This is a genomic window from Kosakonia oryziphila, assembly GCF_900094795.1.
GTDB classification, from domain to species: domain Bacteria; phylum Pseudomonadota; class Gammaproteobacteria; order Enterobacterales; family Enterobacteriaceae; genus Kosakonia; species Kosakonia oryziphila.
This window is the reverse complement of sequence record NZ_FMBC01000022.1, coordinates 1-23664: the sequence shown is the minus strand read 5'-3', so window position 1 is coordinate 23664 and position 23664 is coordinate 1. Positions and strand designations below refer to the sequence as shown.

Annotated in this window: 21 protein-coding genes; 14 read left to right on the top strand and 7 right to left on the bottom strand. The window is 55.6% G+C overall.

Annotated features, from left to right (window positions below):
- Nucleotides 1–182: 182 nt before the first annotated feature.
- A complete protein-coding gene (nuoM, locus tag GA0061070_RS11990) occupies nt 183–1712 on the top strand; it encodes an NADH-quinone oxidoreductase subunit M (protein ID WP_090136375.1) in 1530 nt (509 codons plus the stop codon).
- Nucleotides 1713–1718: 6 nt separating this feature from the next.
- Entirely contained in the window at nt 1719–3176 is a 1458-nt protein-coding gene (nuoN, locus tag GA0061070_RS11985) for an NADH-quinone oxidoreductase subunit NuoN (protein ID WP_090136374.1), read from the top strand.
- A gap of 66 nt (nt 3177–3242) precedes the next feature.
- On the opposite strand, the gene GA0061070_RS11980 is transcribed toward nuoN, so the two are convergent.
- Both GA0061070_RS11980 and rbn read right to left on the bottom strand, forming a co-directional pair.
- A complete protein-coding gene (locus GA0061070_RS11980; protein WP_090136413.1) occupies nt 3243–4268 on the bottom strand; it encodes a chemotaxis protein in 1026 nt (341 codons plus the stop codon).
- 76 nt (nt 4269–4344) lie between these two features.
- Nucleotides 4345–5262, bottom strand: coding sequence for a ribonuclease BN (rbn, locus tag GA0061070_RS11975; RefSeq protein ID WP_090136373.1), 918 nt, complete (start codon nt 5260–5262; stop codon nt 4345–4347).
- A 65-nt stretch (nt 5263–5327) separates the two neighbouring features.
- On the opposite strand from rbn, the gene GA0061070_RS11970 reads away from it, so the two are divergent.
- The 10 genes from GA0061070_RS11970 (at nt 5328) to GA0061070_RS11925 (ending at nt 15322) form a co-directional block, all read left to right on the top strand.
- Nucleotides 5328–5789 (top strand): GNAT family N-acetyltransferase, encoded by a 462-nt coding sequence (locus GA0061070_RS11970; RefSeq protein WP_090136372.1) that lies wholly within the window; start codon nt 5328–5330, stop codon nt 5787–5789.
- Nucleotides 5790–5842: 53 nt separating this feature from the next.
- Nucleotides 5843–6148 carry a stress response protein ElaB gene (gene elaB / locus GA0061070_RS11965; protein ID WP_090136371.1) on the top strand — a complete coding sequence of 102 codons (306 nt, stop codon included), beginning with the start codon at nt 5843–5845 and terminating at the stop codon, nt 6146–6148.
- An 87-nt stretch (nt 6149–6235) separates the two neighbouring features.
- The gene (gene menF, locus GA0061070_RS11960; RefSeq protein WP_090136370.1) at nt 6236–7534 is read left to right on the top strand and encodes an isochorismate synthase MenF; all 1299 of its coding nucleotides are present in this window, start codon (nt 6236–6238) and stop codon (nt 7532–7534) included.
- A gap of 71 nt (nt 7535–7605) precedes the next feature.
- Nucleotides 7606–9276 (top strand): 2-succinyl-5-enolpyruvyl-6-hydroxy-3-cyclohexene-1-carboxylic-acid synthase, encoded by a 1671-nt coding sequence (gene menD, locus GA0061070_RS11955; protein WP_090136369.1) that lies wholly within the window; start codon nt 7606–7608, stop codon nt 9274–9276.
- Nucleotides 9273–10049, top strand: coding sequence for a 2-succinyl-6-hydroxy-2,4-cyclohexadiene-1-carboxylate synthase (gene menH / locus GA0061070_RS11950; protein ID WP_090136368.1), 777 nt, complete (start codon nt 9273–9275; stop codon nt 10047–10049). Before menD ends, menH begins: the two co-directional genes overlap by 4 nt.
- Nucleotides 10046–10903 (top strand): 1,4-dihydroxy-2-naphthoyl-CoA synthase, encoded by an 858-nt coding sequence (menB, locus tag GA0061070_RS11945; protein WP_090136367.1) that lies wholly within the window; start codon nt 10046–10048, stop codon nt 10901–10903. The genes menH and menB overlap by 4 nt, the downstream gene beginning before the upstream one ends.
- On the top strand, nt 10903–11868 hold the full coding sequence (gene menC, locus GA0061070_RS11940; RefSeq protein WP_090136366.1) for an o-succinylbenzoate synthase: 966 nt from the start codon (nt 10903–10905) through the stop codon (nt 11866–11868). Before menB ends, menC begins: the two co-directional genes overlap by 1 nt.
- Nucleotides 11865–13241, top strand: a complete 1377-nt coding sequence (gene menE / locus GA0061070_RS11935; protein WP_090136365.1) for an o-succinylbenzoate--CoA ligase — start codon at nt 11865–11867, stop codon at nt 13239–13241. Before menC ends, menE begins: the two co-directional genes overlap by 4 nt.
- Before the next feature lie 261 nt (nt 13242–13502).
- A complete protein-coding gene (locus GA0061070_RS11930) occupies nt 13503–14045 on the top strand; it encodes a YfaZ family outer membrane protein (RefSeq protein WP_090136364.1) in 543 nt (180 codons plus the stop codon).
- A gap of 80 nt (nt 14046–14125) precedes the next feature.
- Nucleotides 14126–15322 (top strand): nicotinamide mononucleotide deamidase-related protein YfaY, encoded by a 1197-nt coding sequence (locus GA0061070_RS11925; protein WP_090136363.1) that lies wholly within the window; start codon nt 14126–14128, stop codon nt 15320–15322.
- Between the two features lie 28 nt (nt 15323–15350).
- Here the strand turns inward: GA0061070_RS11925 and glpC are convergent, their stop codons facing one another.
- The 3 genes from glpC to glpA are packed head-to-tail and all read right to left on the bottom strand — an operon-like array spanning nt 15351 to nt 19406.
- Entirely contained in the window at nt 15351–16541 is a 1191-nt protein-coding gene (gene glpC / locus GA0061070_RS11920) for an anaerobic glycerol-3-phosphate dehydrogenase subunit GlpC (protein WP_090136362.1), read from the bottom strand.
- Entirely contained in the window at nt 16538–17794 is a 1257-nt protein-coding gene (gene glpB / locus GA0061070_RS11915) for a glycerol-3-phosphate dehydrogenase subunit GlpB (RefSeq protein ID WP_090136361.1), read from the bottom strand. The genes glpC and glpB overlap by 4 nt, the downstream gene beginning before the upstream one ends.
- The gene (glpA, locus tag GA0061070_RS11910) at nt 17784–19406 is read right to left on the bottom strand and encodes an anaerobic glycerol-3-phosphate dehydrogenase subunit A (RefSeq protein WP_090136360.1); all 1623 of its coding nucleotides are present in this window, start codon (nt 19404–19406) and stop codon (nt 17784–17786) included. The genes glpB and glpA overlap by 11 nt, the downstream gene beginning before the upstream one ends.
- A gap of 273 nt (nt 19407–19679) precedes the next feature.
- On the opposite strand from glpA, the gene glpT reads away from it, so the two are divergent.
- Both glpT and glpQ read left to right on the top strand, forming a co-directional pair.
- On the top strand, nt 19680–21032 hold the full coding sequence (gene glpT, locus GA0061070_RS11905) for a glycerol-3-phosphate transporter (protein WP_090136359.1): 1353 nt from the start codon (nt 19680–19682) through the stop codon (nt 21030–21032).
- Between the two features lie 12 nt (nt 21033–21044).
- On the top strand, nt 21045–22109 hold the full coding sequence (glpQ, locus tag GA0061070_RS11900; RefSeq protein WP_090136358.1) for a glycerophosphodiester phosphodiesterase: 1065 nt from the start codon (nt 21045–21047) through the stop codon (nt 22107–22109).
- A gap of 39 nt (nt 22110–22148) precedes the next feature.
- Here glpQ and yfaE read toward each other — a convergent pair whose 3' ends face one another.
- Nucleotides 22149–22403 carry a class I ribonucleotide reductase maintenance protein YfaE gene (gene yfaE, locus GA0061070_RS11895; RefSeq protein WP_090136357.1) on the bottom strand — a complete coding sequence of 85 codons (255 nt, stop codon included), beginning with the start codon at nt 22401–22403 and terminating at the stop codon, nt 22149–22151.
- A complete protein-coding gene (nrdB, locus tag GA0061070_RS11890; protein WP_090136356.1) occupies nt 22403–23533 on the bottom strand; it encodes a class Ia ribonucleoside-diphosphate reductase subunit beta in 1131 nt (376 codons plus the stop codon). Before nrdB ends, yfaE begins: the two co-directional genes overlap by 1 nt.
- Nucleotides 23534–23664: the final 131 nt, after the last annotated feature.

Genomic DNA, 23664 nt, shown 5'->3' with positions numbered 1-23664 from the left:
GAAAACATATTTTAGGTAAGTATTCCTGACAGACAGGCGTTATCGGCGAAGTCAGAGTGGACACCGCCTGCGCAGAGCAACCGGAGCGTATTAAAGTACGTGAGGATTGTGAGCACAGCCGGGGTTCGCTATGACGAGCAAGGTAGCCTGAACAGGAATTAATATAAGGGACATACATCGCCATGTTATTACCCTGGCTAATACTAATCCCCTTTATCGGCGGCTTTCTCTGCTGGCAGACCGAACGCTTCGGCGTGAAGGTGCCGCGCTGGATCGCCCTGATCACCATGGGACTGACGCTGGCGCTTTCCCTGCAACTCTGGATGCAGGGCGGCTACTCTCTTACGCAATCCACCGGTCTGCCTTCCTGGCAGGAAGAGTTTAAACTGGAGTGGATCCCACGCTTCGGCATCAATATTCATCTGGCGATGGACGGTTTGTCGTTGCTGATGGTAGTGCTGACCGCTTTCCTCGGTGTGCTGGCGGTACTCTGCTCCTGGCGTGAAATCGAGAAATATCAGGGCTTCTTCCATCTTAACCTGATGTGGATTCTGGGCGGCGTTATCGGCGTGTTCCTTGCCATCGACATGTTCCTGTTCTTCTTCTTCTGGGAAATGATGTTGGTGCCGATGTACTTCCTGATTGCACTGTGGGGCCACAAAGCCTCCGACGGGAAGACGCGTATTACGGCTGCGACCAAGTTCTTCATCTATACCCAGGCCAGTGGTCTGGTCATGTTGATTGCCATCCTGGCGCTGGTAGTGGTGCACTATAACGCGACCGGTGTCTGGACATTCGACTATGAAGATCTGCTGAAAACGCAGATGTCCGATCACGTCGAATATTTGCTGATGCTTGGTTTCTTCATCGCCTTCGCGGTGAAAATGCCGGTAGTGCCGCTGCACGGTTGGTTACCGGATGCGCACTCGCAGGCACCGACCGCAGGTTCCGTTGACCTGGCGGGGATTCTGTTGAAAACCGCGGCCTACGGTCTGTTGCGCTTCTCGCTGCCGCTGTTCCCGAACGCTTCCGCAGAGTTTGCGCCCATCGCCATGTGGCTGGGGGTCATCGGTATTTTCTACGGTGCGTGGATGGCATTCACCCAGACAGATATCAAACGCCTGATTGCTTACACTTCGGTGTCACACATGGGCTTCGTGATGATTGCTATCTACAGCGGTAGCCAGCTAGCCTATCAGGGTGCGGTTATCCAGATGATTGCGCACGGTCTCTCTGCGGCGGGTCTGTTTATCCTGTGTGGTCAGTTGTACGAACGTGTGCATACTCGAGACATGCGTATGATGGGCGGGCTGTGGAGCAAGATTAAATGGTTGCCGGCGCTGTCGATGTTCTTCGCTGTCGCCACGTTGGGTATGCCGGGTACCGGTAACTTCGTCGGTGAATTCATGATCCTCTTCGGTAGCTACAAGGTTGTGCCGATGATCACGGTGATTTCCACCTTCGGTCTGGTTTTCGCATCGGTTTACTCACTGGCAATGTTGCATCGCGCCTACTTCGGTAAAGCGAAAAGCGAACTGGCCAGCAAAGAACTGCCGGGGCTGTCACTGCGCGAGCTGTTTATGATCCTGATCCTGGTTGTACTTCTGGTACTGCTTGGCTTTTATCCGCAGCCGATTCTGGATACTTCGCATGCCGCGATGGGTAATATCCAGCAGTGGTTTGTTAACTCTATTACTACTACAAGGCCGTAAATCGCCATGACAATTACTCCACAACACCTGATTGCGCTGCTGCCGCTGCTGATCGTCGGATTGACGGTGGTGGTTGTGATGCTATCCATTGCGTGGCGACGCAACCATTTCCTCAATGCCACGCTGTCGGTCATCGGCCTGAACGTTGCGCTACTCTCCCTGTGGTTTGTTGGGCAGGCGGGAGCAATGGATGTGACGCCGCTGATGCGCGTCGATGGTTACGCCATGCTCTACACCGGGCTGGTGCTACTGGCGAGCCTCGCCACTTGTACCTTCGCCTATCCGTGGCTGGAAGGGTATAGCGACAACAAAGAAGAGTTTTATCTGCTGGTACTGATTGCAGCAATGGGCGGCATTCTGTTGGCTAACGCCAACCATATGGCGGCGTTGTTCCTTGGTATTGAACTGATCTCCCTGCCGCTGTTCGGGCTGGTGGGTTATGCTTTCCGCCAGAAACGTTCGCTGGAAGCCAGTATCAAGTACACCATTCTGTCTGCCGCAGCTTCTTCTTTCCTGCTGTTCGGTATCGCACTGGTGTACGCGCAAACCGGGGATCTGGCATTTGTTGCTATCGGTAAGAGCCTCGGCGAAGGCATGTTGCAGGAACCGCTGTTGCTGGCGGGGCTGGGTCTGATGATTGTCGGTCTCGGTTTCAAACTCTCGCTGGTGCCGTTCCACCTGTGGACGCCAGACGTTTATCAGGGCGCGCCTGCGCCAGTCTCCACCTTCCTGGCGACTGCCAGCAAAATCGCCATCTTTGGCGTGCTGATGCGTTTGTTCCTCTATGCGCCGATTAGCGACAGCGAAGCCGTTCGTGTGGTACTGGGTCTTATTGCCTTTGTTTCCATCATCTTCGGTAACCTGATGGCGCTGAGCCAGACCAACATCAAGCGTCTGCTTGGTTTCTCCTCCATCTCGCACCTCGGCTATTTGCTGGTGGCGCTGATTGCGTTGCAGAACGGCCAGATGTCGATGGAAACCGTTGGTGTTTATCTGGCCGGTTACCTGTTTAGCAGCCTTGGTGCGTTTGGTGTGGTGAGCCTGATGTCTAGCCCATATCGCGGCCCGGACGCAGAATCGCTTTACTCCTATCGTGGTTTGTTCTGGCACCGTCCGATTCTCTCGGCGGTTTTGACGGTGATGATGCTGTCACTGGCGGGCATTCCGATGACTTTAGGCTTTATCGGTAAGTTCTACATTCTTGCCGTTGGCGTCGAGGCGCACCTGTGGTGGTTGACGGGCGCGGTGGTGGTCGGTTCGGCGATTGGTTTGTATTACTACTTGCGCGTGGCGGTAAGCCTCTATCTGAGTGCTCCGCAGCAACTGAACCGTGATGCGCCCTCCGACTGGGCCTACAGTGCTGGCGGGATTGTGGTGCTGATCTCTGCGTTGCTGGTATTACTGTTGGGTATTTACCCGCAGCCGCTGATCAGTATCGTACAGCTAGCGCTGCCGATGATGTAATTGCGTATAGCGCATAAACAAAAACCGCCGGGCTGTAAACCCGGCGGTTTTTTTATGGTGCGGAAATTATTTCGCCAGTAACGGCTGTGAAGCAACCTGGTGGTGGCTGATCAGCGGGCCGCGGATGTTATTGGCGGCGCGGTCGAGCACTTCCTGAATCACTGACGAAAGCTCGTTGATTTCGAACTTCGCGACATAGCCATCAGCCTGTACTTTACGTACGTGATCTTCGTTCGCGCTACCGGAGAGTGACGAGTGGATCACCACCGGAATGTTTTTCAGGCGCGGATCGGTTTTTATCAGACGCGTTAAAGTAAAACCGTCCATTTCCGGCATTTCAAGATCGGTCAGTACCATGGCGATCTTATCGCTAACCGGTACACCTTCGCTGTCGGCCTGTTGCGCCAGACGCTGGATCTTCTCCCACGCATCTTTGCCGGTGATATGCATGTCGGTCGGAATTTCCATCGAGTTGAGGCCTTTTTCCAGCATGGCGCGTGCCACTTTGGAATCTTCCGCCACAATCGCTACCGAGCCCGGTTTCAGATGGAATTTCTTGTCCGGTACATGATCGCCATGAACGTCGTGATCCGCAGGCACAATGTCATACAGAATCTGCTCAACATCCAGCACCATCGCCAGATTGTTAGTGTCCTTATCGTCATCCAGGCAGGCAATGCTGGTGATATAACGACCGTTGATCGCTTTCTCTGCCGTATGCACTTGTTTCCAGTCCAGGCGAATGATGTTATCTACCGACTCCACTGCAAAGGCCTGTACGCTACGGGCATATTCTGTGATCAACAAAATATTGAGGCCGGTCGTGGGCTTGCAGCCCGCAACCGCAGACAAGTCAATCACCGGGATCACCTGGTCGCGAATATTGACCATCCCCATTAAGGGCGGCTTCATGCCAGCAGGGCGAGTGAAGGTGGGCATCGGCACGATTTCGCGCAATTTAAACACGTTGATGCCAAACAGCTCTGATTTCGTTGAATCCAACGATGTGCCGAGACGAAACAGCAACAGCTCAAACCGGTTCGACAGAGTTAGATTCGCCCTGTCATCGATGTCTTTCTGGAAATTATCCATCATGCCCTCAATAGAAAATGCCTGCGTATATCCATTATCGGCATGTGGGGAAAAAAATAGAGTGCTTAAATGAAAATCAAATGTGAACCAGCGCAAAATCCTCAGCCAGAGTTGTTTGCGCAAAGAGTGCCTGGCATTCGGCCAGCACCGCCTGGCTACCTTTCTCGTCATAGCGCGAACTGAGGTGTGTAATCACCAGCCTGCCTGCGCCCGTGTTCAGCGCCAGTTGCGCGGCCTGCCGCGTTGAACTGTGACCACGACTATTTGCTTTCTCCTCCATCGCACTTTCCAGCGTGGCTTCATGCACCAGCAGATCCACACCATGCGCCAGTTCAAGCGATGCAGGGCAGGGAGAGGTATCGCCAAAAATCGCCAGCTTTTTACCCGGCTCTGCCGGAGCAAGATAATCAGTACCGCGCAGTGTTCGTCCATCTTCCAGCGTCACCGTTTCACCCGCTTTTAATTTCTGAAACAGCGGCCCTGGTGCTACACCTGCGGCGACCAGCGCGGCTGCGTCCAGTGTGCCGGGCTTATCGTGCTCTTCAATACGATAACCGTAGCACTCCACCGGGTGCGCCAGCGGGTAAGCCGTAACTTTGCGCAGACCGTCATCCACTACCAGCCCGGCCGTTATTTCATGGATTGTCAGCGGATAGTCGGTCCATGAACCGCTCAGCCGTAAGGTTGTTTCCACAAACTCGCGAATACCTTGCGGGCCATAAATATCCAGCGGCTGAACATTCCCGGCCATTGAGCGGCTGCACAGCAACCCCGGCAAACCAAACAAATGATCGCCATGCAGATGAGTGATAAAAATTTTGTCCAGCTTACCAGGATGGAATGCCGTCCGCAGCATCTGGTGCTGCGTGCCTTCTCCGCAATCAAACAACCAAAGCCCTGCGCGGGTTGGATGCTGTAAATTCAATAGCATCGCAGTTACGTTACGCGCGCGTGTCGGGACGCCAGCGGAGGTGCCAAGGAAAATCAGTTCCACAGTTATGCTCTGCCCAAATCACAAAAAATTGAGTATAACGGATGATAACAAATAAGGAGCAAGAGATGATCCGCTGGCAAGACCTGCACCATTCTGAACTCACCGTTGCTGAACTCTACGCCGCGCTGAAGCTGCGCTGCGAAGTGTTTGTTGTGGAGCAAACCTGCCCCTATCTGGACGTGGATGGCGAGGATCTGACAGGAGAAAACCGACATATCCTCGGTTGGAAAGGGGATCAACTGGTGGCGTATGCGAGGATTCTGAAAAGTGATGATGATCTATCGCCCGTGGTGATTGGCCGGGTGATTGTCAGCGCTCAGGTTAGAGGGGAAAAACTGGGCTACCAGTTGATGGAACGCGCCGTGAATTCCTGTGTGCAGCATTGGCCGCAACGGGCGCTATACCTGGGAGCGCAGGCACATCTGCAATCTTTTTATGCACACTTTGGCTTTCAGCCCGTGACAGATGTCTATGATGAAGACGGCATTGCGCATATCGGAATGGCGCGGGAGATCCGCCAGGCGTAACCCGTAGTGTTTGTCTATAGTTAGCGGACAGGTGCATAACATGGAGACAAACGATGTCATACCACTCTTATGATTCAAACATTGATGACGACCTGACCCTGCTGAGCGAAACGCTGGAAGAAGTTCTTCGCTCCTCGGGCGACCCTGCAGACCAGAAGTACATCGAGCTTAAAGCCCGCGCCGAGCAGGCGCTGCATGACGTGAAGAACCGCGTCAGCAGGGCGTCGGATACCTACTACTATCGGGCGAAAAAAGCAGTGTATCGCGCCGACGATTATGTTCATGAAAAACCGTGGCAGGGCATTGGTGTCGGCGCTGCTGTCGGTCTGGTACTTGGTCTGCTACTGGCCCGCCGCTAACGCTTCACTTCCCCTCCCTGGAAGGGGGTACTGTTATTACGTTAAGTACCCCGTATACTATGTGGTTTTTAACAGGGAGGGGCTTGCGTGCTTTCCATTTCCTCTGCGCTTGGCGATCTGTATCGCCGCTTGACCGAGCGTTTTCCCCGGTCGCCTGGTTTTCACTTTTTTGATGCGCCTTTCCCGTTAAACGACGCTTTCGATCCACTGGCATGGCTTGCCAGTCAGTCTGTCTGGCCGCAATTTTACTGGCAGCAGCGTAGCGGAGACGAGGAAACAGCCGTGCTTGGCGCGCTCTGCCACTTCTCATCGTTGCCTCTCGCTCAACAATTTTTACACTCTCTGCAAGAAGATGTTCGTATCTGGGGGCTTAATGCTTTCGATCCTTCGCAGGGAGCCCTGTTTTTGCCACGCCTTGAGTGGCGTCGTGAAGGTGGCCGAGCGATATTACGGCTTTACCTCTACAGCGAGACCTCTCTGTATGACGATGCTGAGCGCGCTGCTGAGTTTTTACAGGCGCTCTCGCCTTTCACCCCGCTTGCCAGCCTGAAGCAGCAACCATGCCTTGAGCAGCGCCATTACCCGGAGCGTGACGCATGGAAGAACCTGATCGCGCAGGCGCTGGGGACGCTCGAAAGCGCGGCGCTGGATAAAGTGGTGCTCGCCCGGGCGACCGATTATTGCTATGCAAATGCCGTGGATGCGGCTTCGCTGATGGCTGCCAGCCGCCGCGTTAATTATCACTGCTTCCACTTTATGATGGCCTTTGATGCGCAGAACGCTTTTTTAGGATCTTCGCCGGAACGTCTGTGGCGGCGACGCGGCAATGCACTGCGTACCGAAGCGCTGGCCGGAACGGTAGCTGGTCATGATGACGATCTGCGGGCGCAGCACCTGGCCGCCTGGCTGATGAGCGACGATAAAAATCAGCGGGAAAATATGCTGGTGGTGGAAGATATCTGCCAACGCTTGCAGCAGCAAACCGCGGCCCTCGATGTGTTGCCGCCGCAGATCGTCAGGCTGCGCAATGTTCAGCACCTACGGCGTTGTATCTGGAGCGATTTACAAACGCCCGACGACGCATTATGCCTGCAACTGTTACAGCCGACAGCCGCCGTCGCCGGCTTACCGCGCCGCGCCGCGTGGGACTTTATTCAGTGCCACGAACCGTTCACCCGTGAATGGTATGCCGGTTCGGCGGGATATTTATCCCGTCAGCAGAGTGAATTCTGCGTCGCGTTACGCTCAGCAAAAGTCAGCGGTAGTACCGTTCGACTGTACGCTGGCGCTGGCATTGTGCCGGGATCGGACGCCGAGCAAGAGTGGCAGGAAATCGACAATAAAGCGGCTGGTCTGCGATCTTTATTAGAACTTACGCACACATAACCGATTCATATCAAAATTAAATTTTTTCTGATTATTTATACTTAACAGCAATATTGATACCGGACAAACTCATGTCAATCAGTTCATTTAACCGACGCTGGGCGACGGTGATCCTTGAGGCCCTTACCCGTCATGGTGTCAGGCATGTTTGTATCGCCCCCGGCTCGCGTTCTACCCCATTAACGCTGGCGGCAGCGGAAAATAGCGCTTTTATTCACCATACGCACTTTGATGAGCGCGGCTTAGGCCATCTTGCGCTGGGGCTGGCGAAAGCGAGCAAAGAGCCCGTCGCGGTTATCGTGACGTCCGGTACGGCAGTGGCAAATCTCTATCCCGCGCTGATCGAAGCCGGTCTGACCGGCGAAAAGCTGGTACTGCTCACCGCCGATCGCCCGCCAGAGCTGATTGATTGTGGGGCAAACCAGGCTATCCGCCAGCCTGGGATGTTTGCCTCGCATCCCGCTGAATCGCTCGCGCTGCCGCGCCCGTCGCAGGAGATCCCGGCCCGCTGGCTGGTGTCGGCTATTGATAACGCGCTCGGCTCGCTACATGGCGGGGCGGTACACATAAACTGTCCATTCGCTGAACCCCTGTATGGCGAAATGGATGAAAGCGGTCTTGCCTGGCAACTGGCGCTGGGCGACTGGTGGCAGAATAATAAACCGTGGCTGCAAACACCTAACAAAGTCAGTACCGAAAAGCAGTGTGACTGGTTTTTCTGGCGGCAAAAACGCGGCGTCATTGTGGCCGGTCGTATGAGTGCTAGCGAAGGTAAGCTGCTGGCCGAATGGGCAAAAACGCTTGGTTGGCCATTAATGGGGGATGTTTTATCCCAGACTGGCCAGCCGTTACCATGCGCCGATCTGTGGCTTGGCAACAGCCGCGCGACAGAAGAACTGGCTCAGGCGCAAATTGTGTTGCAGTTTGGCAGTAGCCTGACCGGTAAACGGTTACTACAGTGGCAGGCAACCTGCGAACCGCAAGAATACTGGCTGATTGATAATCTACAGGGGCGGCTGGATCCATCGCACCATCGCGGACGTCGGCTGGTTTCGGATGTCGCCAGTTGGCTGGCGCTACATCCGGCGGAGCCGCGCGCGCCCTGGTGCGTGGAACTACCTCATCTCTCCGCACAGGCGTGGGAAAGGGTCGCGGCACAGCGTGAAACCTTTGGCGAAGCGCAGCTTGCGCACCGCATTGCCGATTATTTACCGGAACAGGGGCAGCTTTTTCTCGGCAACAGCCTGGTGGTACGGCTGGTGGATGCACTCGGGCAGATCCCGGCAGGTTATCCCGTATTCAGCAACCGCGGTGCCAGCGGCATCGACGGTTTGTTATCAACTTCAGCAGGCGTGCAGCGCGCCAGCGCCCGTCCGACGCTGGCAATGGTTGGTGATCTTTCTGCCCTCTATGATCTGAATGCGCTGGCGTTGTTGCGTCAGGTTCCGGCACCTTTTGTCCTGCTGGTGGTGAATAACAACGGTGGGCAAATCTTTTCTCTGTTGCCGACACCACCCGCCGAGCGCGAGCAGTTCTATCTGATGCCGCAGAACGTGCATTTTGACCACGCAGCGGCAATGTTCGGTCTTGATTACCACCGTCCTGAAAGCTGGGAAGCGCTGGAGCAGGCGTTATCCGGCGCCTGGCGCAAACCTGGCGCTACGCTGATTGAACTGGTGGTCAACGACACGGATGGTGCGCAGGCGTTGCAAACGCTGCTGGCGCAGGTGAGCCAGTTGTGATGTTGCACGGGCTTGCTTTCTCCTCCGACAGGCCGCAGCCGTGGCTGGTATTTTTGCACGGCTTTTCCGGCGATAACCGTGAGTGGCAAGCGGTCAGTGAAACGCTGACGGCGTTCCCCCGGCTTTTGCTCGATCTGCCTGGGCATGGTGGTTCCGCCGATCTCTTTGTGACCTCGTTCGATGAGATGGACGCGCTGTTGCGGGCAACGCTTGTTCGTTACAACATACAAAACTACTGGCTGGTAGGTTATTCGCTGGGCGGGCGTGTTTCGATGTATCACGCCTGCCAGCATCCTGCCGGTTTGTGCGGTGTCGTGGTGGAAGGTGGGCACCCAGGCCCGCCTGATGAAACTCTGCGCCAGCAACGTCTGGTATCGGACAGACAATGGGCGTCGCGTTTTCGTCAGCAGCCGCTGGAGGCCGTCTTTGATGCCTGGTACCGGCAGTCGGTTTTTGCCTCGCTCAGCGAGCCGCAGCGCGCAGCGCTAGTCGCATTGCGCAGCCGGAACAATGGCGCAACGCTTGCCGCCATGCTGGAAGCAACATCGCTGGCGCAGCAGCCCGATCTTCGTAGCACATTACGGGCGCTTTCCATTCCTGTTCATTATTTATACGGCGAATATGACAGTAAGTTTCAGGTGCTGGCGACGCAAGTCACCGGCCACTGTCACGCTATTCCTGCCGCCGGGCACAACGCGCACCGGGAAAATCCCGCAGCCGTTGCTGACGTCCTGGCGCGAATTCTGCGTCTTGAGATAAAGGGCACACTATGATCTATCCAGATGAAAGCATGCTTTACGCGCCGGTTGAGTGGCGTGACTGTTCCGAAGGCTACACCGACATTCGTTACCAGAAGTCTGCCGACGGGATTGCCAAAATCACCATCAATCGCCCGCAGGTACGCAATGCGTTCCGTCCGCTGACGGTGAAAGAGATGATCCAGGCGCTGGCTGATGCGCGTTATGACGACAGCATTGGCGTTATCATTCTGACCGGCGAAGGTGACAAAGCATTTTGCTCCGGCGGCGATCAGAAAGTGCGCGGTGATTACGGCGGTTACCAGGATGACTCCGGCGTTCATCATCTTAACGTGCTCGATTTCCAGCGCCAGATCCGTACCTGCCCGAAACCGGTGGTGGCGATGGTGGCTGGCTATTCTATTGGCGGCGGCCATGTACTGCACATGATGTGCGATCTGACCATTGCGGCTGAAAACGCGATTTTCGGTCAAACCGGCCCGAAAGTCGGCTCCTTTGATGGCGGTTGGGGCGCGTCTTATATGGCACGCATTGTCGGGCAGAAAAAAGCCCGCGAGATCTGGTTCCTCTGCCGTCAGTATGATGCGCAACAGGCGCTGGATATGGGGTTGGTGAACACGGTGGTGCCGGTGACGGAGCTGGAGAAAGAGACCGTGCGCTGGTGCCGCGAAATGCTGCAAAACAGCCCGATGGCGCTGCGTTGCCTGAAAGCGGCGCTGAATGCTGACTGCGACGGCCAGGCGGGTCTGCAAGAACTGGCGGGTAATGCCACCATGTTGTTCTATATGACCGAAGAGGGCCAGGAAGGACGCAACGCCTTTAACCAGAAACGTCAGCCCGATTTCAGCAAATTCAAACGGAACCCATAATGCGACAGGCGCAACTTTACCGTTGGCAAATTCCGCTTGATGCGGGTGTCGTGCTGCGCGAACGTCGCCTGAAAACCCGCGATGGCTTATTTGTCCATTTACAAGCCGATGGGCGCGAAGGGTGGGGAGAGATCTCCCCGCTGCCGGGCTTTAGCCATGAAACGCTGGACGAGGCGCAACAAGCAGCAATCAGTTGGCTGCGCGGCTGGCGTGAAGATCAAACGCTATCGCTGCCCGAACTGCCGTCGGTGGCGTTTGGTTTGAGTTGTGCGCTGGCGGAACTGCGCGGCGAATTACCGCAACAGGCGGACTTTCGCGCTGTCATGCTGTGTACTGGCGATCCAGACGATCTCTTTGCTGCACTGGCTGCTTTACCGGGTGAGAAAGTGGCGAAAGTGAAGGTCGGGTTATACGAAGCAGTGCGTGATGGCATGGTGGTTAACTTGCTGCTGGAGTCGATCCCTGATTTGCGCCTGCGCCTGGACGCCAATCGCGCCTGGACGCCGCTGAAAGCGCAGCAGTTCGCCAAATATATAAACCCGGAATATCGCTCGCGCATCGCCTTTCTCGAAGAGCCGTGCAAAACCTCCGCAGAGTCGCTGGCCTTTGCCCGCGAAAGCGGGATCACTATCGCCTGGGATGAAAGCCTGCGCGATGATGATTTTCAGCTTACGTCGCAGCAAGGATTGGGCGCGGTGGTGATTAAACCTACGCTGACCGGCAGTTTGCAGCGGGTACAACAGCAGGTCGCAGCAGCAAAAGCGCTCGGGCTGACAGTGGTGATCAGTTCGTCCATTGAATCCAGCCTTGGCCTGACGCAACTCGCGCGTATCGCCGCCTGGCTGACGCCTGGCACCATTCCCGGGCTGGATACCTTACAACTGATGCAGTGCCAGCTCCTGCGCAGTTGGCCAGAGAGCGACTTACCCTGTTTACAGGCAGAGGTACTGGAACCACTACTATGACCTTTACGGACTGGCCCTGGCGGCACTGGCGGAAGGTTCGCGGCGATCAAATAGCGGCCCGCTTTGAACAACAAACCCTGAACTGGTGTGAACTGTGCGCACGTATTGATGCGCTGGCCAGTGGTTTTGCATGCCAGGGGGTGAACATCGGTGATGGCGTGATGCTGCGGGCGCGTAATCATCCGGATACGCTGCTGGCGTGGCTGGCATTGTTGCAGTGCGGCGCACGAGTCTTGCCGGTTAACCCGCAACTGCCTGCTGTGTTGTTGGATGCACTCTTACCGCAACTGACGTTGCGCTTTGCGTTGGATTTAGATGCTGGCGGCGACTGGCCTGCTCTGGAAGCACTGGCGCTTCATGAACTCGCTGGCGAGCATGCTGTGGCGTGGCAGCTGCAGCGTCTGGCATCGATGACTTTGACTTCCGGCTCAACCGGGCTGCCGAAAGCGGCCGTTCACACGTTTCATGCGCACCTCGCCAGCGCCCAGGGAGTACTGGCGTTGATTCCCTATGCTGACAATGATGACTGGCTGCTATCGCTGCCGCTGTTTCACGTCTCCGGGCAGGGGATTTTGTGGCGCTGGCTGCTGGCCGGGGCGCGGATCGCCGTACAGCCTGCATTACCTTTGTCACAGGCGCTGGTCGGTTGCACGCACGCTTCGTTGGTGCCGACGCAGTTGTGGCGCTTACTCAACGACAATGCGTCGGTATCGTTGAAAGCGGTACTACTGGGCGGCGCAGCAATCCCGGTAGCGCTGACGCAGCAGGCGCGTGAGCGCGGTATTCGCTGTTTTTGCGGCTATGGCCTGACGGAGTTTGCCTCGACAGTCTGCGCTAAAGAAGCCGACGGCGCGCCAGATGTCGGTTACGCCCTGCGCGGACGCGAAGTGAAAATCGTTGATGAAGAGGTCTGGCTGCGGGCGGAGAGCATGGCGTCAGGGTACTGGTGTAACGGCGAGCTTTTGCCGCTGACGAACAGAGAGGGCTGGTTTGCCACTCGTGATCGCGGGATGCTCCACGGCGGTTGCCTCACTATTCGTGGTCGGCTGGATAACCTTTTCTTCAGCGGCGGGGAAGGGATTCAGCCGGAAGAGGTGGAACGCGTGATCGCACGTCATCCACAGGTTCAGCAGGTTATGGTTGTGCCGGTTGATGATGTCGAGTTCGGTCAGCGCCCGGTGGCTGTGGTGGAGTGTGAAGGCGGTGTTGATGCGGCTGCACTGTCAGCATGGGTGAGCGATAAACTGGCTCGTTTTCAGCAGCCGCTGCACTGGCTGGCGATGCCTGCTGAGCTGAAAAAGGGAGGGATCAAAATCTCGCGGCGCGCGGTGCTTCAGTGGGCGAATGCCGTCGTTAATGGTGCGGTGCAGTAGCCTTTTCCAACGCCCTATCCCTGGTCACTGCGTTATCAGGTACGCGCCGTCATTTTGCATCAGCGGGCAGACAATTGTCCGTTGCCGCATCGATATTTACTTGATAATAATGAAAAATAAGCACAACGGTATAGCACGCCGAAGCGCTAGCAAAGTGAGTGGTTTAGCGCATCCTCCCTTTTTTATTGATTATGCGAAAAGAAAAATAGGCATATAATCAGCAGCTTTGGGAAATTGGCTTGAAATGTGCGGATATCAAAAATGAAAAAAGTGGCTTTATTAGGGTTAGCCAGTCTGCTGCTGGCATCTGCCGGCGCACAGGCTGTGAGTTTAAATGGTCAGCTTGGTAAAAATTACAGCAACTTAGGTTTCGGTTTGGGTACTGAAACCAGCGGTATTGCCGTGACCGGCAACTGGGCGCATAGCGAAGATGATGGTGAAGTCGCCGGTCTGGGGCTGGGCTATAACCTTCCGTTGGGGCCGTTCCTGGCGACGGTCGGCGGTAAAGGCCTTTATATCAGCCCGGATTCTGGCAGCGACGGTTATGCCATTGCGGTCGGCGGTGGCCTGCAATGGAAAATTGCCAGCAGCTTCAGCCTGTTTGGCGAATATTATTACTCACCGGATTCGCTCTCCAGCGGTGTGAAAGAGTACCAGGAAGCGAACGCTGGTGCGCGTTACACCATTATGCGCCCACTGACCGTTGAAGCCGGTTATCGCTATATCGATATGACCTGTAAAGAAGGTCATCGTAATAACGCTGTCGCTGATGGTCCGTACGTCGGCGTAAGCGCCAGCTTCTGATTCCCCGGCGTGCCAGGTTATTGCCTTTTTTACCCCGCACATGCGTTATAGTGTTTCAACCTCGATTGCTGGAGATAAGAATGTTAAACGTGGAGATGCTGTCCACCGGCGATGAAGTGCTGCATGGTCAGATTGTGGATACCAATGCGGCATGGCTGGCGGACTTTTTCTTTAATCAGGGACTGCCGTTAACGCGCCGCAACACCGTCGGCGATAATCTCAATGATCTGGTTGCTATTCTGCGTGAACGCAGTGAACACGCGGATGTACTGATTGTAAACGGCGGTCTTGGGCCAACCAGCGACGATCTGAGTGCGCTGGCGGCGGCAACGGCCAAAGGTGAAGCGCTGGTGCTGCACGAAGCCTGGCTGGCGCAAATGGAGCGTTTCTTTAGTGAACGTGGCCGCGTGATGACGCCCAGCAACCGCAAACAGGCGGAAATCCCGGCCAGCGCGGAACTGGTGGATAACCCGGTCGGCACCGCATGCGGTTTTGCCGTACAGCTCAACCGTTGTCTGATGTTCTTTACCCCCGGCGTGCCGTCTGAGTTCAAGGTGATGGTCGAGCACGAAATCCTGCCGCGTCTGCGTGTGCGCTTTACGCTGCCAGAGCCGCCAGTTTGTCTGCGCCTGACCACCTTTGGTCGCTCAGAAAGCGATCTGGCGCAAAGCCTGGAGCACCTCGAATTGCCTGAAGGCGTGGTGATGGGTTACCGCTCATCGATGCCGATTATTGAACTGAAACTGACCGGTCCGGCGGAGCATCGCGCGGCAATGGAAGCCGTATGGACGCAAGTGAAACGTGTCGCCGGAGAGAGCCTGATTTTTGAAGGCACCATCGGCTTACCGGCGCTGCTTGCCGCGCGGCTACGCGAACGCCAGCTCAGTCTGACCCTGAGCGAGCAGTTCACCGGTGGTCTGGTCGCGCTGCAACTTTCCCGCGCCGATGCGCCACTGCTGGCCAGTGAAGTATTGCCGTCGCAGGCGGAAGCACTGGCGCAAAGCGCACGCTGGACGACCGAACTACGCAACCGGCATCTTGCCGGGTTGGCGCTGACTGTCACTGGTCTGGAAGAGGAGCACCTCAACTTTGCGCTTGCGACGCCGGAAGGGACGCAGGCGCTACGGGTGAAATTCAACACCAATCGCCATGGTCTGGTTGTGCGTCAGGAAGTGTGCTCGATGATGGCGCTCAATATCCTGCGTCGCTGGCTGGAAGGTAAAGATTTGGCCAGCGATCACGGCTGGATCAATGTCGTCGAAATCCTGTCGGTGTAATTCTGAAAGAAAGGGTAACGGCTTGCCGTTACCCTAATGCTTGCGCCAGCAGTGTGATGGGATGTTCGCAGCGCTTGCTGGTGGACATCTCTATCTGCCATTTACAGGTTTCACAATCCGTCACCACCAGGTCGGCGCCGCTGGCCTCAATCTGGGCAAACAGTGGCGCGCCGATGGCCTGCGAAGTTGTGTAGTTCTCGCTTTTAAAACCGTACGTGCCAGCGATACCGCAACAGCGGGAGTCCAGCACCGTCAGTTCCAGCCCGGGAATGCGCCGCAGCAGCTCCAGCGTATAGTGCGTCCAGCCCATTTTTTCCATATGACATGGGGTGTGATAGACCACCTTCAACGGTGTCTCGCGCAGCGTCAGTTTTTTCCCTTCATCCAGCATGCGCCAGATCCAGCGCGTCGCCAGATCGATGTGTGAGCGTACGTGGCTGTTATCCACATCCAGCAGGTGCGGATACTCATCTCGCAGGGTGAAAGCGCAGGTAGAAGAGGTGGCGATTACCGGTAAGCCTTGCTGGTCAATGGTCTGCGTCAGCGAGTGCACATTGAATTGCGCCTGTTTTTTCGCTTTTGCGTAGAAGCCATTGGCAATCAACGGCACACCGCAACATTTCTCCCGCTGTAATAACTGTACGCCAATCCCCATATCGTTCAGCAGGCGGATCAGATCTTTACCCAACTGTGGATGGTTGTAATTGACATAGCAGCCGTGGAAAAACGCCACCTGTTGAGAAAATGCCCGCTGTTGCGCGGCGATGCTACGATACCAGCGGCGAAAGGTACCGTGAGAGTATTTGGGCAGCGTGCGGTGGTGATCGATTTTCAGCGTCTTATCAAGCAACTGACGTACCGGTTTTAACGCCGTAGCGGTGTTGACGATCGGAGCAAAGGGTGTTGACAGCGAGCCCATCAAATCCGTATGGCTGAGGATGGCATTACGCAGTGAGAACGGTTTTGCTGCGTACTGGACACGGGCGCGCTGAATAATGTCGCCAATCTTCACCCCGGAAGGGCAGGCGGTTTCACAGCGTTTACAGTTGGTGCAATACTTCAGCGCATCGTCATACAGCGCAGCATCTTTCAGACGCAGCCGTTCACCATCGGGGCCGGCTTGTTTCGGACCGGGATAATTGGGGTTGACCCGGCTGACCGGGCATGCAGTGGTGCATGCAGTGCATTTAATACAGCTTTCGAACTGCGTGCTGTTCATTGTTCTCCTCCCTGTGCAATGATCTGCTGCGCGGCATGCAGCGCCGTTACGGCACAAACCCCGCCGCCGCATCCCTGGGCGACCGCATCGAACCCGCCCAGCACCGAACCAATGATATAAAGATTATCCACGATAGCGCCCTGATACAGGCCGCGCAGTTGCGCGTCGGTCCGGACGCCAAATTGTTGCCATGGCTGGCTGTCAAACACATCGTCACGATACCAGTCGCTGCGCTTGTCGCTCTGCATTACATCAAGATCAAAAACCGCCTCCCGCACGCGATCGCGCCCGGCGATCAGGCCATTGCTGAAGAAGCTGCCGCTGGCAAGCACGACGTGGCGAGCGCGCAGAGGGATGTCTTCATGCTTACGGGTCCAGATCTGTGTGACATGGTTGTGGCTGATGTCGGCACGCAACACCTCGTCGCCTGGCATCCAGTTCCCACCTTGTTGAATAAAACGCTGCTGCAATAATAACTGCATGCGCATTCCCGGTACGGATGGCGGCAGCGTCGGCAGTAGGCGCAGCGGGCATGCTAATTGTTTATTCAGTTGCGTAAATACGTGGTTGTCCGTCAGGCCGAAGCAGGCGGGTAGCCAGAGCATCCCGTATTGTTGGCTGAGTGGCAGCAGCGCGTCATACAGCTCGCTATAATTTTCCGGCGCATCCAGCACGCGGGCAATATTCACCGAGCGGAACTCGCTAGAGTTATCGCGCAGCCTGTTCAGCGTCGGCAGTTCAATCTCTTCGGCGTGGGCATCGATGCCGCGTTTACGCAACGCACCTGCTGCCAGTTGCGGCTGAAAATCAAGAAACCCACTAATGCCGACCACTGCAGTTCGCTGCTGCGCATCCGTTTTGCTCGGCACTTCCTGCGGGCTAAGCCAGGCGCGGCGAAACGTGCCCAGTGGCGTCACACGTTGGTGCGGTGTCTCGATCTCCCCCTGCAACGCCAGTTTACAGTTGGCGAGCAGGGTTTGCGCCTGCTGCGCGTAGCGGCGCACCGCTTTCGCACCCAGTAGTGCGTAAGGATGCGCACCATGCTGTTGCTCCAGCAAGGCAATCGCGCTGTCGATGTCGGTAACGGGTTGTCCGTCAGGCAGAAAAGAGAACAGATCCAGCGAGCCGGAAGAGAAACTCAGTGCGCTCTGGCCCCGGCTGATAATCGCGCAGCGTTGCCCGCTTTCACTCAGGCGAATGCCGCACAGCAATCCTGCCAGCCCACCACCTATGATGACCGTATCAAATCTCATCTTCGGCCTCCTTTTCCAGACCACATAATCCCTGGTAGACCCAACGAGTAAACTCGCTTTCGCGCAGGGCATCGCCCCAGGCCACCGGTTTCACGCCTTTCCAGCGCTCATTAAGGAAATCACTCAACTGGCTGAGAGATTCGGTTTCGCTGGTAACATGCAGACGGTTTAACAGCCCGGCGGCGCGACAGGCGCATAACTCACCCTGGCAGGTGCCCATGCCGACACGTGTGCGGCGGCGCAAATCGAGCAGCGAATGGACATTCATGTTTTCCACTGCGTACTGCACTTCACCCGCCGTCACGGCTTCACATTCGCAGACCAGGCTGCGGTTGTGGCGATCGCTGCCGAGCCAGCCAGGCGTACGATCGCCGTGACGATAGACCGCAGAACCGCGCAGCGGCGTTGGCAGCGAGATGATTTTTTTCAGCGTCTGCTCAGTTGATTCCCGGGAGCCAGGCAGCGGTGTGGAGGCGGTGGTGCAGGTCGCGCTGTGGTTCAGTTTTCTGCAGACAGTGTCCGTTGCCCATTCGGCCATCAGGCGGTAGGTCATCAGTTTACCGCCAGTAATAGTGATAAACCCTTCCAGCCCGTCGCGCTGTGCGTGATCCAGCAGCACAATGCCCCGGCTGACATTGCGGCCGCTCGGGTCGTCGTCGCTGGCTACCAGTGGACGTACGCCTGCATAGGCGCGCAGAATGCGCGTTTGCGCCATTACCGGCGCCAGTTTTTCCCCTTCGCGCAGTAAAATATCCACCTCTTCCGGCGTCACGCGGACGTTATCGATATCGGCGTAATCAATGTGCGTGGAGGTGGTGCCGATCAGCGAAATGGTGTCGCCAGGCACCAGAATATCGGCATCGGCAGGTTTGCGGCAGCGGTTAATAACGCGCTGATTGATTCGGTGATCGAGAATTAATAGCGCGCCTTTGGCCGGGAACATGCGAATGTGCAGATCGGCATATTCCGCGATGCGCTGGCCCCAGATCCCGGCAGCATTCACCACCACTGGCGCGTAAAGTTGCAGGTTTTCGCCGCTGGCCGGATGCCAGAGATTAACACCGCTCACGCGATCACCATGGCGAATCAACCCGCACACTTCGTGACCGGTAAGGATTTTTGCCCCATGCTCACGCGCATCCAGCATATTGCTGGCGGTCAGACGGAAAGGATCAACCGTCCCATCCGGCACGCGCACGGCGCCGAGCAGTGTTGGGTTAACGCTCGGTTCTAACTGCAGCGCTTCCTGCGGCGAAATCGCCTGCGCCGGAATGCCTGCTTGCTTGCAGCAATCGATAAACTGGCTTTGATAGACCAAATTATCTTCCGGCAGCGTAATGAACAAACCATCGGTGGGTTCAACACAGTGGCGGGCAATGCGTTTGAGGATTTGGTTCTCTGCGATGCATTCGCGCGCAGATTCATTATCGGTGACCGCATAGCGTGCGCCGCTATGCAGTAGCCCATGATTGCGGCCGGTTGCACCGGTGGCGATATCGTGACGTTCTATCAGTACCGCGCGCAGTCCGCGCAGGGCACAATCACGGGCTATCCCGGCACCGGTGGCTCCGCCGCCAATAATGATCACATCGTAATCAGGAGAGTTATGCATCCTGGTGTCCCTGTGGCTGACTTTCAGATGCAACCATTTAGCCACACTATAAGCATGGTTTGTTTGATATCGCGCATATTCGAGCAAATAACGAAAGTGAAACGCGCTTCCATGCGTGAAATTAGACCATTGTCATATTTCTGTAACACTAATTGCGACAACACGTTTTCTCTACGTAAAACTTTCTCTACAATCCGCCGCGAATAACTTTTGTCATGTTCGTTTTCACTCATGACTGAACGAAATGAGTCTCACCGCGCCACGGAGGCCGCTATGTTGAGTATTTTTAAACCCGCACCCCATCTTTCGCGTCTGCCGGACGCGCAAATCGACCCGCTTTACCGGCGGCTGCGCTGGCAAATTTTCCTTGGCATTTTTTTTGGTTACGCTGCCTACTATCTGGTGCGTAAAAACTTTGCCCTGGCCATGCCATACCTCGTTGAACAGGGCTTCTCCCGTGGCGATCTGGGATTCGCGCTGTCGGGTATCTCGATTGCCTACGGCTTTTCAAAATTTATCATGGGCTCGGTATCGGATCGTTCGAATCCGCGCATGTTTCTGCCTGCCGGGCTGATCCTGGCTTCTGCCGTGATGCTGTTTATGGGCTTTGTACCCTGGGCTACCTCAAGCATTATGATCATGTTTGCGCTGCTTTTTCTATGCGGCTGGTTCCAGGGTATGGGGTGGCCGCCGTGCGGACGTACGATGGTGCACTGGTGGTCGCAAAAGGAACGTGGCGGCGTTGTTTCTGTGTGGAACTGTGCGCATAACGTTGGCGGCGGCGTTCCGCCACTGCTGTTTTTATTGGGTATGGCCTGGTTTAACGACTGGCATGCGGCGCTGTATATGCCTGCCTTTGGCGCGATTCTGGTGGCGATTATCGCCTTTGCTCTGATGCGTGATACCCCGCAATCCTGTGGTTTGCCACCGATTGAAGAGTACAAAAACGACTATCCGGACGATTACAGCGACAAGCACGAAGAAGAGCTGTCGGCGAAGCAGATTTTTATGCAGTACATTCTGCCGAACAAGCTGCTGTGGTACATCGCCGTGGCTAATGTGTTCGTATACCTGCTGCGCTACGGTATTCTCGACTGGTCGCCAACCTACCTGAAAGAAGTGAAGCACTTCGCGCTGGATAAATCCTCGTGGGCCTATTTTCTGTATGAGTACGCGGGTATTCCCGGCACGCTGCTCTGCGGCTGGATGTCGGACAAAGTATTCCGTGGCAATCGCGGTGCGACCGGCGTGTTCTTTATGACTTTGGTGACGATCGCGACTATCGTTTACTGGCTGAACCCGGCAGGCAATCCGACGGTAGATATGGCCTGTATGATCGTCATTGGTTTCCTGATTTATGGTCCGGTGATGCTGATTGGCCTGCATGCGCTGGAGCTGGCGCCGAAAAAAGCGGCGGGTACGGCAGCCGGATTTACCGGGTTGTTTGGCTACCTCGGCGGTTCTGTCGCCGCCAGCGCAATTGTTGGTTATACCGTTGATTTCTTCGGCTGGGATGGCGGTTTTATGGTGATGATCGGCGGCAGTATTCTCGCCGTTTTGTTGCTGATTATCGTGATGCTGGGCGAAAAACGTCACCATGCTGAGATACTGGCGCGCCATCAGTAAAAGGGAGAACGGATGAAAAACACATTTACCCGCATCACAACCGGCCTGCTGCTGGCCGGTTTATTTGCCAGCCAGGCGCTGGCGGCAGAGAAAATCGTGATTGCCCATCGTGGCGCAAGTGGCTATCTGCCGGAGCATACATTACCGGCCAAAGCGATGGCCTACGCGCAGGGTGCTGATTATCTCGAGCAGGATCTGGTGATGACCAAAGACGACCAGTTGGTTGTCCTGCATGATCACTATCTGGATCGCGTGACCGATGTGGCGGAGCGTTTTCCGCAGCGCGCCCGTAAAGATGGCCGCTTTTACGCCATCGACTTTACGCTGGACGAAATTCGTTCGCTGAAGTTTACCGAAGGCTTCGATGTGGAAAACGGCAAGAAAGTGCAGCTCTTTCCGGGGCGCTTCCCGATGGGAAAATCGGAATTCCACATTCATACCTTTGCCGAAGAGATTGAGTTTGTGCAGGGATTGAACCTCTCCACTGGCAAAAATGTCGGTATCTACCCGGAAATCAAAGCGCCGTGGTTTCATCATCAGGAAGGCAAGGACATTGCCGCGAAGACGCTGGAAGTGCTGAAAAAGTACGGTTACACCAGCAAAAAAGACAAAGTCTACCTGCAATGTTTTGATGCCGACGAGCTGAAACGCATTAAACATGAGCTGGAGCCGAAGATGGGGATGGATCTCAATCTGGTGCAACTGATTGCCTACACCAAATGGCATGAAACCCAGCAAAAACAACCGGATGGTCAATGGGTGAATTACAACTATGACTGGATGTTGCAACCTGGCGCGATGCGGCAGATTGCGCAGTATGCCGACGGGATTGGCCCGGATTACCATATGCTAGTGGCTAATGGCTCAATTCCAGGCAACGTGAAGCTTACGCAGATGGTAAAAGAGGCGCATGAAAATCATTTGCAGGTGCATCCGTTTACCGTCCGTGCGGATCAGCTTCCGCCGTACGCCAGCGATGTTAATCAGCTCTATAACGTGTTGTACAAACAGGCGGACGTGGATGGTCTGTTCACCGATTTTCCGGATAAAGCGGTGCAGTTTTTGAAGAAAAAATAAAACAGTCAGCAGTCTGAAAGGGCCTGTAAAGGCCCTTTTTTACATCTCAATCTCAATATCGCCTTTCGCCCGACAGCAGCAGGGCAAAATTTCCCCTTCGTTAACGAAGGCCAGTGGCTTGGCAATCCAGTCAACCTGGCCTGCTACCAGACGACAGCGGCAGGAACCGCAGTAGCCTTCGCGACACTGGTACTCCACCTCCACCTGTTGTGCCTCCAGTGCCACCAGCAGGGAAGGGTGCTCATCCCGGCACAACACCTCGGTACCGGAAAGGCGCAGCGTTACACGGCTCATCAAAGCTGGAAGCTGCTCAGATCGTCGGTATCGACTTCAGAATCGATCTGACCGACAAGGTAGGAGCTGACTTCCACTTCCTGCGGCGCCACCTGCACGTTATCGGAAACCAGCCAGGTGTTGATCCACGGAATCGGGTTTGAACGCGTCTGGAACGGCAGATCGAGGCCAACCGCTTGCATGCGGATGTTAGTGATGTACTCGACGTACTGGCAGAGAATGTCTTTGTTCAGGCCGATCATCGAACCGCCCTGGAACAGGTATTCTGCCCACTCTTTTTCCTGTAATGCCGCCTGCACGAACAGATCATAGCATTCCTGTTTGCACTCTTCGGCAATCTCTGCCATTTCTGGATCGTCAGCGCCAGAGCGCAGCAGGTTCAGCATATGCTGAGTGCCGGTCAGGTGCAGCGCTTCATCGCGGGCAATCAGGCGGATGATTTTGGCGTTGCCTTCCATCAGTTCGCGTTCGGCAAAGGCAAAGGAGCAGGCGAAGCTGACATAGAAGCGAATCGCTTCCAGCGCGTTAACGCTCATCAGGCACAGGTAAAGTTTCTTTTTCAGCTCGCGCAGGTTCACGGTAACGGTTTTGCCGTTTACGGTGTGTGTGCCTTCTCCCAGCAGGTGCCAGTAGCTGGTCATCTCAATCAGTTCATCATAGAAATGCGAGATGCCTTCCGCACGCTTGAGGATCTGCTCGTTGGTGACGATATCGTCAAACACCACCGCCGGATCGTTAACGATGTTGCGGATGATGTGGGTGTAAGAGCGCGAGTGGATGGTTTCGGAAAACGCCCACGTCTCGACCCAGGTTTCCAGTTCTGGAATGGAAATCAGCGGCAGCAGCGCGACGTTTGGGCTGCGGCCCTGGATGGAATCCAGCAGCGTCTGGTATTTCAGGTTGCTGATAAAAATATGTTTTTCGTGTTCCGGCAGCGCCTGGAAATCGATACGGTCGCGGGAAACATCAACTTCTTCCGGACGCCAGAAGAAGGAGAGTTGTTTTTCAATCAGCTTTTCAAAGATGTCATATTTTTGCTGATCGTAGCGCGCCACGTTAACCGGCTGGCCAAAGAACATCGGCTCCAGTAGCTGATTGTTTTTCGTCTGTGAAAAAGTGGTGTAAGCCATGAAAGTGTCCTGTCTTGCGAAAGAAAAGGGCGGGTTTCCCCTGAGGGATCCCCAGAAAACTCAGTAAACCAATATCATATCGGTATACCGTTGCTGTAATTTCTTCAACCCCGAGTCCAGCGACAGGGTTT